The 12,842-nt window shown below is 72.2% G+C and carries 9 protein-coding genes and 1 pseudogene; 3 read left to right on the top strand and 7 right to left on the bottom strand.

Going from position 1 to position 12,842, the window contains the following annotated elements; translation table 11 throughout:
- Positions 1 to 114 precede the first annotated feature (114 nt).
- Positions 115 to 1,041, top strand: a pseudogene (locus tag ACZ7OY_RS07900) (N-acetylmuramoyl-L-alanine amidase); the annotation flags it as partial.
- A 556-nt stretch (positions 1,042 to 1,597) separates the two neighbouring features.
- Here ACZ7OY_RS07900 and ACZ7OY_RS07895 read toward each other — a convergent pair.
- From ACZ7OY_RS07895 to ACZ7OY_RS07875, 5 genes are all read right to left on the bottom strand, one after another.
- Positions 1,598 to 2,086 carry a hypothetical protein gene (locus ACZ7OY_RS07895; protein ID WP_471910580.1) on the bottom strand — a complete coding sequence of 163 codons (489 nt, stop codon included), beginning with the start codon at positions 2,084 to 2,086 and terminating at the stop codon, positions 1,598 to 1,600.
- Positions 2,087 to 2,641: 555 nt separating this feature from the next.
- A complete protein-coding gene (locus ACZ7OY_RS07890; protein ID WP_471910579.1) occupies positions 2,642 to 4,909 on the bottom strand; it encodes a hypothetical protein in 2,268 nt (755 codons plus the stop codon).
- On the bottom strand, positions 4,906 to 5,442 hold the full coding sequence (locus tag ACZ7OY_RS07885) for a hypothetical protein (RefSeq protein ID WP_471910578.1): 537 nt from the start codon (positions 5,440 to 5,442) through the stop codon (positions 4,906 to 4,908). Before ACZ7OY_RS07885 ends, ACZ7OY_RS07890 begins: the two co-directional genes overlap by 4 nt.
- Positions 5,443 to 5,592: 150 nt before the next feature.
- Positions 5,593 to 6,447 carry a hypothetical protein gene (locus ACZ7OY_RS07880; protein ID WP_471910577.1) on the bottom strand — a complete coding sequence of 285 codons (855 nt, stop codon included), beginning with the start codon at positions 6,445 to 6,447 and terminating at the stop codon, positions 5,593 to 5,595.
- Positions 6,448 to 6,812: 365 nt separating this feature from the next.
- Complete coding sequence (locus tag ACZ7OY_RS07875; protein ID WP_471910576.1) at positions 6,813 to 7,679, bottom strand: endo alpha-1,4 polygalactosaminidase; 867 nt, start codon at positions 7,677 to 7,679, stop codon at positions 6,813 to 6,815.
- 222 nt (positions 7,680 to 7,901) lie between these two features.
- On the opposite strand from ACZ7OY_RS07875, the gene ACZ7OY_RS07870 reads away from it, so the two are divergent.
- Both ACZ7OY_RS07870 and ACZ7OY_RS07865 read left to right on the top strand, forming a co-directional pair.
- Entirely contained in the window at positions 7,902 to 9,956 is a 2,055-nt protein-coding gene (locus ACZ7OY_RS07870; protein WP_471910575.1) for a phosphocholine-specific phospholipase C, read from the top strand.
- A 76-nt stretch (positions 9,957 to 10,032) separates the two neighbouring features.
- Positions 10,033 to 10,857: an LURP-one-related family protein gene (locus ACZ7OY_RS07865; protein WP_471910574.1), complete on the top strand. Its 825-nt coding sequence runs from the start codon at positions 10,033 to 10,035 to the stop codon at positions 10,855 to 10,857.
- A gap of 137 nt (positions 10,858 to 10,994) precedes the next feature.
- Here the strand turns inward: ACZ7OY_RS07865 and ACZ7OY_RS07860 are convergent, their stop codons facing one another.
- Positions 10,995 to 11,990: a hypothetical protein gene (locus ACZ7OY_RS07860; RefSeq protein ID WP_471910573.1), complete on the bottom strand. Its 996-nt coding sequence runs from the start codon at positions 11,988 to 11,990 to the stop codon at positions 10,995 to 10,997.
- Complete coding sequence (locus ACZ7OY_RS07855) at positions 11,987 to 12,835, bottom strand: phosphatase PAP2 family protein (protein WP_471910572.1); 849 nt, start codon at positions 12,833 to 12,835, stop codon at positions 11,987 to 11,989. Before ACZ7OY_RS07855 ends, ACZ7OY_RS07860 begins: the two co-directional genes overlap by 4 nt.
- Positions 12,836 to 12,842 lie beyond the last annotated feature (7 nt).

Here is a 12,842-nt window from a genome sequence, read left to right as displayed (position 1 = left end):
CACTGGGTGGTGGGGGCATCGTCGGGAAGGGCGTCACGGGGACGCAATACGGCTTCCGTCCGACGGAAGGGCCGATACAAAAGGCCGATTCGGAGCGCTGCCCGGATATGCCCCACCCTCGCCGGCGGCCCCGTCACCGGACTCGCCCTCAAGACCTTCGGCCAGGCCGGAGTCTCCGGCACGACCGCCTACACCAAGGGCCCGCTCACGGTGAACTGGGCCATCACCTCGCCGGCATCGCTCGTCAAGCGGTACGAGGTGATCGTCGACGGCAAGGTCGCGGCCACCCCCGGCCCCACCGCCACCTCCGCCTCGCTGACCCTGACCGCGGGCACCCACACCGTCGCCGTACGAGCGGTGCACATCTCGGGCCGCACCGCGGTGACCCCCAACGCCACCGTCGTCGCCGACACCACCGCACCCGCCTTCACCACGAAGCCTGCGGTGACGCTGACCACCGGCACCGTCAACACCACCGCCGTTCCCGTCACTCTGGGCTGGAAGGCCACCGACGCCGCGGCGCTGAAGGAGGTGCGTCTGACGAGCCCGTCCGCGCACACCTACGGCCCCACCACCTACACCGCCGCACTGACCTCGAACTCCGGCACCGCCACCACCTGGTCGATGACCGGCTACGACCAGGCCGGCAACACCGCCACCGCGACCACCTCGGCCACCCCGGTCATCCTCCAGGAGACCTCCGCCACCCGGACCGGCACCTGGACCGCCAAGTCCTCCACCAGCTACCTGGGCGGCAAGTCCTACACCTCCAGCACCAAGAACGCCTCGATCAGCTGGACGTTCACCGGCCGCTCGGCCGCCTGGGTGGTCTCCCGCGCCGGCACGTCCGGCCAGGCGTACGTCTACGTCGACGGCGTCAGGACGGCCACCGTCGACCTGGCGTCCAGCACCACCAAGTACCGCGACGTGGCGTGGACCAAGACCTGGCCCGCCAGTGCCGGCCACACCATCAAGATCGTCGTCGTCGCCACCACGGGACGCCCGACCATCACCACCGACGCACTGGTGTACCTGAAGTAGCGCTCCAGCCCTCTCATCCTTCTTCCACGGGCCCGGTCATCCGCGCGATGGCCGGGTCCCCTTCTCGCGGAAGGTTGCCGCCATGCCCAAGTGGACAGTCACCGCTTCGATGCTCGACGCAGATCCCCCCACGCTGCGCTCCATTGCCGGCTTCGAGGGGGAGCGCATGCACAACCACGCCCTTCGTGGACCATGGTTCAGGACGTGGCGCACCCAGTCCCGGCGATACAGCCATTTCGGCTGATGGGGCGAGTCGCCCACTTCTGGCGATGGCTGGTCATCGGGGTGCAGCTGCTGGATCACCCCAGCCGGATATTCGCTGACGAAGTGTTCCGCCTGTCCGTCTTCGCTCTCTTCACCATCACCTTGCTGTGGAGGATCGGGAAGACGGTCAGATTGTGGATATCCAAGCGGAGTGACGGTAAGTCCTAGTCTCGCTCTTTCGTAACGGTCCGCCGGATTCTCCGGTGGGCCGTTTCGGATTGCTGTTCTCGCGCAACCGGGTGTTCGTCACTGTCAGACGGGTCGGGTGTGATGTCGGGTGCCCCGCCAGGCCTCAGCGCAGCCGGGCCGCCGCGGTGCGGGCCAGGGACAGGGTGCGGGAGCGGGCGGGGGCCGTGGGGCTGGCGGCCTCGCTGAGGATCACCAGGGTCGTACCGACGACCACCAGGACCAGGTTCTCCTGCACGGTGAACGTCTCGGTGGTCACGGTGATCGTGGCATGCCACGAGACGTCGCCGATCCCCGCCGGGCCGAGCACCGACACGTGTTCCGTGCCGGTCATCCCGTCGCTCCAGCCGATGCTGAACGTGGCGCACCCGGACAGCGCGTTCGCCGCGTGCCCCAGCTCGTCGCGCGCGCCCCGGCCGGGCGAGCGGCGCAGTACTTCCTGGAGGAAGGGACCGCTCTGGCTCTGGGCGAAGGTGACCCTGGCCTCGACGGTGCCCGCGCGGGTGGTGCGGTAGGACTCCAGGGCGTTGAGCGTGTTGAGACAGCCGACGTGGTCGGAGCGGGTGGGCGGATCGTTCTGGAGCACCGTCTTCACGTAGCCGGAAGGCAGTTGAGCGGTCGTCAGAAGGGCTGTCGTCAGGGGAGGGGGCGACGGGGGCTTGGGGGTCGCGGTTCGGGTGGGTGGACGGCCCGACCCACCGGACCCGCCGGACGTGCCGGAACCGCCCGAGCCGCCCGAGCCGCCGGACCCGTTCGTGCCGCCGGCCCCGCTGGTTCCGCCGGTGCCTCCCGATCCGTTCCCCGACCCGCCGGGAGCGTGCGATGCCGCAGAAGCGGAGGCGGAGGCGGGGGCCGAGGTTGCGGGCGTCCCGGAGGCTGAACCCGGAGCGGTGGGAGAGGCGCCGGTGTCGGAGGGTGCGGACGCGATGGGTTGGGACGGTACGACCGTGCCCGACCCGTCGGACGTGCCGCCGCACGCGGTCAGGGCGGTGGCCAGCACCGTCACCACGAGCGGTACGGCGGCGGGGTACCGGCGTCGGCCGACAGGGAACCTCGAAGCGGGCGTCCGGTTCACGCGTGCCTCCTGGGCAGGCCGGGCAGCTGGGGCAGGTGGGTCGAGGCCGGGCGGAGCCGCCGCCCGGGCCGTGGGTCAGCGGTGGTAGCGGTAGTAGAGGTCGCAGCGGAGGTACGAGGCGATCACCGCCTCGTTGTCCACGGGGCCGGTCGGATCGCGCAGCAGGACGGCGGACGCGGCCCGCAGCACGGTGTCGTCGAGGCCACCCAGCAGCTCTGCCGTTTCGCGCCGGTTCTCCGGGTCGGTCCAGATGCCGGTTCCGCCGACGGTCAGCACGAAGCACACATTGGCGGGGTCCGAGCGGAACTGCTTCGTCTGCTCCGCCTTGGGCGGGAGAACGGGGAGTCGGTCCAAGGGCACGGTCGGGTCACCGGAGGCGTCCGGTGAGTCGCTGGCCGTGGTGGGGGCCACCGAGGGACTGGTGCCCGGCGCGGCCGTCGAGGGCGCGGCCCCCGGCGTGCTCCGCGGCGCGGACGACTGCACCGCCGACGGCTGGGCGAACCGGCCGCCGAACGCCGCCCACCCGGCCCCCGCCATGACGAGCGCGCCCGAGAGCACGAGAGCGAGCACCGGAACGGGGCGCGACCGGCGTACGGCGAGGGCTGCCTCGCGGTGCTGCCCGGGGGCCGCGGCTGTCCCGGTGGCCCGCGTCCGGCCGCCCGGGCGCAGGACCGGCCGGACGAGGGGGATCAGCGCGCCGATGACGCTCACCGCGACGCCCGTCACCCACCAGGGCGAGTCGACCACGCTCCAGCGGATGTCCGCCTCGGCACGGGCCGCGGTCAGCCGGGCGAACAGGAACCAACTGCCCAGCGGTACGGCGAGCAGGAGCCCGGACAGCACCACGACCGCCGTGCACAGAGCGGCCGAGCGCGGCCCGCTCACCGCGGCCTGCGCGGCACGGGCGAGGCTCGTGGTCCACAGCGCGAACAGCGCGCCGCCGATCACCAGGGCCGCCGCGAGCGCCAGCACCTGCGCCGCCGGAACGCCGGCCAGGGAGAGCTCGGTGGCCAGTCCGTCGGCGGTCCTGGTGTCGCGCACCCAGTCACCGGCCGCCCGCCCGGACAACTGACTCCCGGCGAGCAGGCCGAGGCCGAGCAACGCCCCTGCCTGGGCCGCGCGCCGGCCGGTCGCGTCCCGGTGGCCCACCGCGGTGGCCCGCCACCACGCCACGGTCGCCACGGCGGCGATCAACCAGCCGGTCAGCAGTCCTGTCACGGTGTACGCGAGCTGGGTCCGCGTCGGCATCAGGGCGGCGACCAGCAGGGCGAGATCGGTGAAGAGCAGGCCCGCGGCCAGGCCCGTGGCCAGCGACTCGAAGGGCGAGACGCCCCAGGACCGCGCCGGGTCGGCGAGCACGTCGAGGCGGGCCGCGGGGGTGGGATGGCTGGCGAGACCCACGGCCCGCCGCAGCCGTCGGCGCAGGTCCGGCGACCGGTCGGAGCCGATGTGGTCGGCGGCCGCGCCCTGCGGCGCACGGGGATCCGCGTCGGCGCCGAGATCGGCGTCGTACTCCCGCACGCGCAGCACCGCGTACAGGGTGAGCCGTACGGTCAGCAGGACGACCGCCATCCGTACCAGCAGCCCGGTGCCGAGCAGGGCGGGCTTGACCAGCAGTGCGACGCCGACCGGCAGGACGACGGCCGTGAGCAGGACCCACCAGGCCGCGGTGGCCAGCCGTACCCGGCCCACGTCCCGCAGGCGCAGATGGGTCAGCTCGTGCCGGAACATCGCCTCGATCTGCCGGTCGGGGAGGTTGGAGACGTGGGAGTCGGCCACGATCCACGGCCTGCGCCGGGTGCCCGACGCGCGGGCCTGGACCCCGATGCGCCGCTCGCGCACCCACAGCGCCGGCCGGGGCCCGTCCGGGTCGGCCAGGGCCGCGGTGAGCCGGTCGCGGAGCGAGGAGTCTTTTTCGGCGGGCCTCGCCTTCCACCACCACAGCTCCAGCCGGACCTTGGCGGCCCGGTGGAGCAGGGCGAGGACCAGCAGGGCGAGCGGCCCGCTCAGGACCACGGCGGCCTGGGCCAGCCGGACGTCGTCGACGCAGCCGGTGAACCGGGCGAGCACCGCGTCGGGGGACGCCCCGGCGGCGGGCAGACAGGCGAGCTGGGCGGCCGGCCAGTTGTCCTGCCCCAGCACCAGCCACCACCAGGCGCCGAACGAGGCTCCGGCGCCCGCGACGAGGACCAGCAGCGCCAGCCGGGTGGTGGTCGGCAGGGGCAGCGGGCTGGACACGAGCGCGCGGGCGACGGCGCGCGGGTCGGCGCCGGGAGAGGTGGCGGGTGAAGGGGTGGTGGGGGGAGGGCCGGCGTCCGGCGTGGCGTCCGGCGTGGTGGTCATGACGCGGGTGGGCTCGTGGGTGTCTGAGCGTCGTCCGGTCCGTCGGGGGACGGTGCGGCCGGGGCCTCGGCCGGCGGGATCACGGCCACGACGATGATGTGGGCGCACGTCTCGGCCTGGGCGTGCGCCAGACCGGCGGCGCGGCCCTGGGCCAGCGCCCAGTCCGTGAGCTCCTGCCGTGTCACGCCGCCGAGTTCGGGCACGGAGTTGTGCAGCGCCTCGCGTCGCTCCTCGGCCGCGGCGTGGCGTGAGCGGTACCGCCGCCAGCGTCGGGCCAGCCGGCTGCCGTGTGCCCGGATACTCCCCGAGGCGAGGTCGGCGAGGACCTGCGCCACGACCGGCACGAGGATCGGCAGCAGGACGGTCGTCTCGATACCGGCGCCCAGTGGATCGGCGGCGGGCCGGTGCATCGGCTGCGGCGGGTAGGGCCGGGCGGTGTAGGCCCGGCAGGTCTCGTCCAGTTTCGTCAGTTCGGCCGGGGCCAGGCGACGTGTCACGTCGCGCAGGACGTCCTGCCCGGTGCGGTGGTGCATGAGTTCCTCCCGTGGGGACGGACCTTCAGGGCGCGTGGGCGCCCTGTCATGCGGAGTGCGCGACGGGCCGTGTCCCATGGCCCACGACCCGTCGCCGGAGTGACCGGCGCCCAGGCGTCGGACGGCCCCGGGCCGCGCAGGCCAGCCCCGTCAGCCCCGTCGGTCGCGGCGCAGGCGCAGGGTCAGCGCGAGGGCGGTGCCGGCCGCGCACACGAGCGTGGCCGCGCCGGCCACGGCGGTCAGGCCGGGCGTGCCGGTGTCGGCGAGCTGGTCGCCCTCCGTACCGCCGGACAAAGGCGAGGGAGCGGGCGCGTCGGAGAACGTGGGTGCCGCGGACGTGGTGGCGGAGGCGGAGGCTGACGGGGTGGCGGAGGCGGAGGCGGATGCGCTGCCGCTCGGTGTCGCCGACCCGCTCGGTGTGGTGCTCGCCGAGGTGCTGGGCGTCGTCTTCGCGACGACGGAATAGGACGCCTTGCCGTCCATCAGGAGCACCGGATCGATCTCCGGGAAAGGCTGGATGAGTCCCTGGGCGACGAACTGGAGGGTGGTTCCGGCCGGTACCGCGGCGGCCAGCGAGACACGCAGGGCGATCCGGGCGGTGCCGCCCGCCGGGAGCGAGCCCACCGAAGGCAGGCCGGCGTCCGTGCTGAGGTACCCGGTGAGCGCGGTCTCGCTCGGCGTCAGCTCCACCGCGCGCCACACGGACGCGGCCGAGTCGTACCACTCCACGGTGACCTGATCGGGCGTCAATGCCGTTGCGGGCGGCGCCAGTCGCAGCCCGACGGCGACGATGAAGCTGTCCGTGATGTCGGTGTCCAGTGTGTTGTGGAACAGCGCGTCCACGGCCAGCGGGGTGCCCCCGGGCACCACCTGGCCGGAAGCGGGTGCCAGCTCGACGTACGGCGCCGCCGGGTCGGCGGCGCCGGCCGGTGCCGCCGATATGGCGAGCGAAAAGAGAAGAGCGGCGCAGCCCAGCAGGGCGGCGAGAAACGGTCTACGGCGCACGACGATCAACTCCCCCAAAAGCGCGCCCCCAGCGCGCTTCATGACGTGATATCGGTGAGTTTAAAGGATGAAGTGCCCGGAAGGGGAGAGGTGTTTCATTTCGTCAATAAGGGGCGACGGTGAATCGGTGGGGCGTGTGGGGCGAATGAGAATGCTAATGCGGATCGCCGGACGCATGTGAATCGTCCGGCTGATGTGAATCACTACGCGAATGCGAATGGGGGGCGCGAGCGGAAAAGGGAAGCGAATGGAAATGAGGCGTGAACGGGAATGGAAGGGGGGCCGACGGTCCCTGCCCGACCGTCCTGGACCGGCCAACTCGGGCCGCTCGGGGCGCTCGGGCCACCCGGACCGGGTGGCCCGGGTCAGCAGGCCCGGCGCCACACCCCGAGTTCCCGCTTCTTCAGCATCGACGACAGCTTCAGCTTGCGGGACTCCGGGCAGAAACTGCTGGTCGGCACCTCGTACTCCACGTGGAAGACCGCCTTGCCCGCCTTGATGAACGGAGTGAGTTCGGCGCACTCGCCGTACTGCGCGCATTCCTCGTTGACGGCGAAGTCGAAGTCGGGCAGCAGGCGGGGAATCTGTGGAAGATCGTTCTTGAGGCCCACCGACAGGCCCCGGTCGTGCGCGATTTCCGCGATCATCCGGTTGTAGGCGAGCTGGTCGTCCGCGGTGAGCGGGAATCCGGTGTGGTTGCCGTAGCCCTCCACCAGGTCCGGTTCCACCGCGTCGAAGCCCTTGTCGCGGCACATGTCGAAGCGGCGCTCCATGATCGGCCGCAGGGCGGAGAGCTGCCGGATGTCCAGCCAGCGTTCGCCCTCCCAGCCGTTGGACGCGCCCAGCAGGGCCCGCGGGAAGTCGCCGCGGTCGGGGCGGAAGTCTTCCCAGGCGCCGACGTTGACGTAACAGATGACCTTGCGGCCGTCGCGGTGCAGCCGGGCCACGTCCGCGGCGGAGTTCTCGAAGCCGTCGATGTCGTAGACGGGCACGTCGGCGGCCGTCGGGTCGGCCTTGCCGTCGAGCTGCCACTGCCAGGACACCCCCGGGCGCGGCTGCCAGCGCTCGCCGGGGGAAGAGCCGGCGGAGGGCCTGCCGGAGAACCCGGCGGAGGACTCGGCGGAGGGCCCGGCGGAGGGTTTGCCGGGAGGCGGCCCGGAACATCCGGTCAGCGTCCCCGCCACCAGCGTGGCCAGAAGTGTCACGCAGGTCGATACCGTGCTGTTTCTCATCGCTCCGTCCAGGTCAGGGCCGGGTTCAACTGATACCAGGAACAGGGTGGTTGTCACGTTCCGGGCCCGCAGCCCGTGGCACACCCGCACGTACCGGTGACTTTCACATCCCCGCCATCGCACCCTTCCCTGTCGTTCGGCGCCCTTGGAAAACTCCTTGCGCGCAAGTCCCGTCACGTTCCCGCCAGCCGTGTGCGTCACGACGAGAGGGGTACCTCAACCATGTCCGAGGTCAACCGGCGCCGCTTCCTCCAACTCGCGGGCGCCACAACGGCGTTCACGGCCCTGTCGAGCAGCATCGCGCGGGCCTCCGCGCTCCCGGCCCACCATCGCACGGGGTCCATCGAGGATGTCGAGCACATCGTCGTGCTGATGCAGGAGAACCGATCCTTCGACCACTACTTCGGCTCCCTGCGCGGTGTGCGCGGCTTCGGCGACCCGCGCCCGGCCTCGCCCACGCCCGGCCGGACGGTGTGGCGCCAGTCCGACGGGACCAAGGACGTCCTGCCCTTCCACCCCGATGCCGACGACCTGGGCATGGCCTTCCTCCGGGACCTGCCGCACGGCTGGAACGACGGACACGCGGCCTTCGACGGCGGCAGATACGACAAGTGGGTGCCGGCCAAGTCGGCGACGACGATGGCGTATCTGACCCGCGACGACATCCCGTTCCACTACGCGCTCGCCGACGCCTTCACCATCTGCGACGCCTACCACTGCTCCTTCATCGGCTCCACCGACCCCAACCGCTACTACATGTGGACCGGTTACACCGGCAACGACGGCCGCGGCGGCGGTCCGGTCCTCGGCAACGACGAGGCCGGCTACAGCTGGACGACCTATCCCGAACGCCTGGAGCAGGCGGGCGTCTCCTGGAAGATCTACCAGGATGTCGGCGACGGCCTCGACGCGGCCGGCAGCTGGGGCTGGATCCCCGACGCCTACCGCGGCAACTACGGCGACAACTCCCTTCTCTACTTCGACCAGTACCGCAACGCCAAGCCCGGCGAGCCCCTCTACGACAAGGCCCGCACCGGCACCGACGCCCGCAAGGGCGAGGGTTTCTTCGACCGGCTCAGGGCCGACGTCACCGGCGGCACGCTGCCGCAGGTCTCCTGGATCGTCGCCCCCGAGGCGTTCACCGAGCACCCCAACTGGCCCGCCAACTACGGCGCCTGGTACGTCGCCCAGGTCCTGGACGCCCTGACCGCCGACCCGGCCGTCTGGGCGCGCACGGCCCTGTTCATCACGTACGACGAGAACGACGGCTTCTTCGACCACCTGGTACCGCCCTTCCCGCCGGCCTCGGCCGCGCAGGGCAAGTCCACCGTCGACACCGGCCCGGACGTCTTCAAGGGCGACAGCGGCCATGTCGCCGGCCCCTACGGCCTGGGCCAGCGGGTGCCGATGCTCGTCGTCTCGCCCTGGAGCAAGGGCGGTTACGCCTGCTCCGAGACGTTCGACCACACCTCTATCATCCGGTTCGTGGAGCGCCGCTTCGGTGTGCACGAGCCGAACATCTCGCCCTGGCGGCGTGCGGTCTGCGGCGACCTCACCTCGGCGTTCGACTTCTCCCGTGCCGACACCCGGCCGGTCGTCCTGCCGGACACCGACGGCTACCGGCCGCCGGACGGCGACCGCCACCCCGACTACGTGCCCACCCCGCCCGCCGGTCCCGTGCTGCCCCGGCAGGAATGCGGCTCGCGGCCGACCCGGCCGCTCAAGTACGCCCCGCTGGTGGACGGTTCGGCCGACCCGGACGCCGGGACGTTCACGCTCACCTTCGCCTCCGGCGCCCAGGCCGGCGCGGCCTTCCTCGTCACCTCGGGCAACCGGACGGACGGCCCCTGGACCTACACCACCGAAGCCGGCAAGTCCGTGTCCGACACCTGGAACACCGCGTACTCCGCGGGCTCGTACGACCTGACGGTGCACGGCCCGAACGGCTTCCTGCGCACCTTCAAGGGGTCGGGCACGGCCGCGGCGGGCCCCGAGGTCATCGCCCGCCACCACGGCGACGCCGTCGAGCTGACCCTCACCAACAAGGGTTCGGCCGCGGTGGAGCTGAGGCTGGCCAACGGCTACGGCGGCCGCGTGCGCACCTTCAAGGTGCGTCCCGGTGCCACGGTCCGGCACCCGGTCGACCTGACCGCGAGCGGACGTTGGTACGACCTCACGGTCTCGTCCGCCACCGACACGGCCTATCTGCGGCGATTCGCCGGACATGTGGAGAATGGCCGACCCGGTGTCAGCGATCCCGCCCTCGCCACCGGATGACCGGGTGCGCGGTCACCGGGGACAGCCCTTCCCGGGGACTGGTCAGGTCCCCGTACGCGCAGGGTAGTGTGCCCCGGTGACCACGCATTCGAACACACCTGCAGGCTGGTACCCCGATCCGCACGGAGCGTCTCAGACCCTCCGTTACTGGGACGGCGCGCAGTGGACCGAGCAGACCGCCCCCGACCAGAAGCAGGGCGGACAGGCCCCCGCCGCGCCGCACATCCCGCAGCAGGCCGACCCGCGCGTACAGCAGCAGGTGCAGCAGGAAGCCGGGGTCGCCCCGAGCGGTCCCGGCGGCGGCACGCTGTTCTCCGAGCCGGTCCTGGTGGTGAACCAGAAGGCCAAGCTGATCGAGCTGACCAACGAGTACAAGGTCATGGATCAGAACGGCAACGCGCTCGGCTCGGTCGTCGAGGTCGGCCAGGGCGTGTTCCGGAAGATCCTGCGCTTCGTCTCCAGCCTCGACCAGTACCTCACCCACAAGCTGGAGATCCGGGACGCCTACGGGCAGCCCGTCCTGCTGCTCACCCGCCCGGCCAAGATATTCAAGTCCCGGGTGGTCGTGCAGCGTCCGGACGGTCAGCCGGTCGGTGAGATCGTCCAGCAGAACATGATCGGCAAGATCAACTTCGCCATCAATGTCAACGGTCAGAAGATCGGTGCCATCAAGGCGGAGAACTGGCGCGCCTGGAACTTCGCGATCGTCGACCACTCGGAGAACGAGGTCGCCCGGATCACCAAGACCTGGGAGGGCCTGGCCAAGACCCTCTTCACGACCGCGGACAACTACGTCCTCCAGATCCACTATCAGCTGCCCGAGCCGCTGCTGAGCCTGGTGGTCGCGACGGCCCTGACGGTCGACACGGCCCTGAAGCAGGACTCCAGGGGCCTCGGCTGACGCCGACGGCGGGGGAATTACGCACGGAAGCGGAAAATCCCGCGCACCGCAGTGATGCGGTGCGCGGGATTTCGTGTGTCCTGCGCCGGGCTCCCCGATTCCCGGCTTCCCCCGTGCGTGCTCACGTGTTCACGTGCTCACAGCGGGGTCAGATGCCCCGGCCCCGGCGGGCGGGGGAGCAGCGCCGGTTCGACCGAAGCGGTCCTCGGTTCCAGCGCCAGCACCGCGGCCACGGGATGCTCCTCGTCGACCGTCCCGGCCGGGTCGTCCGCGTGGAACGGGTCGGGTGTGCCGTCCGGTGCGGGCCGCTCCGGTGCCGTGCGCGACAGCAGGACGACACCGAACGCGGCCAGGCCCGCGCCGGCCAGCGCGAGCAGTACCCCCGGCGCCCCGCCCCGAAGGTGTTCGCCCAGCAGGGCGAGGCCGATCGCCGCGGCGGCCACCGGGTTGGCCAGCGTCACCACCGCCAGCGGCGCGCCCAGACCTCCCCGGTAGGCGGTCTGCGCCAGCAGCAGCCCGCCGGCGGCGAAGGCCGCGACGAGCAGCGCCACCCCGATCACCTGCAGGCTCAGCACCCGGCCCGAACGGTCGGTCGCGGCCACCGTCACCGTCTGGGTGAGCGCCGAGGCGACCCCGGAGGCGAAGCCGGACGCGGTCGCGTGCCGCAGCCCCGGCCGTGCGCCCGGACGGGACAGCAGCCCGATGAGTGCCGCCGTCGCCCCGGCGACCGCCAGTGCCTCGGGCAGGCTCAGGACCTCGTCGGGTGCGGACCCCGAGGCCATGGCGAGGATCGCGGCCAGCCCGGCGAGGGTGTACGCGGTGCCGCGCCACTCGTTCGCGCTGACCCGGCGGCCCGCGAGCCGGGCACCCAACGGCACCGCCGCGACCAGGGTCAGCGCGCCGAGCGGCTGCACCACGGTGAGCGGGCCGTACTTGAGGGCCACCACGTGCAGTAGAGCAGCGCCGGCGTTGAGCCCGACGGAACTCCACCAGGCGCCGCTGGCCAGCAGGCGCAGCGTGCCGGAGCCCGAGCCGGAGGTGCGGGAGGCGAGGCGTTCCTGGCCGACGGCCGCGGCCGCGTAGGCGACGGCGGAGAACAGCGAGAGGACGACGGAGACCAGGGTGGCGGTCATCGGACGGCCCCCGCCGACACGAGCGCCTTCGCCGGTACCCGGTCCTTCGCCGGTGCGCGGCCCTGTGCCGGTGCGCGGTCCTGTGCCGGTACGTGGTCCTCGTGGACGTGTCCCGCGGTCGTGGCCGTCCGGCGCGGCGGGCGGATCACCGCGAGCGCCAGGCAGAGCATGGCGCCGGCCGTGATCGCGTCCAGCCAGTAGTGGTTCGCCGTGCCGACGATCACCAGCAGGGTCAGCAGCGGATGCAGCAGCCAGAGCAGACGCCATCGTGAGCGGGTCGCGGCGATCAGGCCGATCGCCACCATCAGCGCCCAGCCGAAGTGCAGCGAGGGCATCGCGGCGTACTGGTTCGAGAGGTGGTCGCTCGACGGAGGGCCGTACACGGACGGCCCGTACACCCGGGCGGTGTCGACCAGTCCCGTCGCCGCGAGCATCCGCGGCGGGGCGAGCGGGAACGTGAGATGCAGGACCAGGGCGGCCGCGGTGAGCGCGGCCAGGACCCGGCGGGCCCAGACGTAGTGGGCGGGGCGGCGCAGATACAGCCAGATCAGGAAGCCCACGGTGGCGGGGAAGTGGACGGTCGCGTAGTAGGTGTTCGCGAGGTGCGCCAGGGTTTCCCGGTGCAGCAGCGGGGCCTGGACGAGGCCCTCGCCGGGCAGGTGGATCGCCCGCTCCAGGTCCCACACGTGCCGGGCGTCGCGGAAGGCCTCACCGGTGTGGCCGGTCGCCAGCTGCCTGCCGAACTTGTAGACGAGGAAGAGTCCCGCGACGAGCAGGAACTCACGGACGAGCGGTGGCCGCGCTGTCGCGTCGGGCTCCGCTTCTTCAGGCTCGGTTCGGTTCATCCCCCGG

It is taken from the genome of Streptomyces sp. NPDC107559 (genome assembly GCF_055657365.1).
The sequence above is the reverse complement of the archived record's forward strand: the minus strand, read 5'-3'. Positions and strand labels throughout refer to the sequence as shown.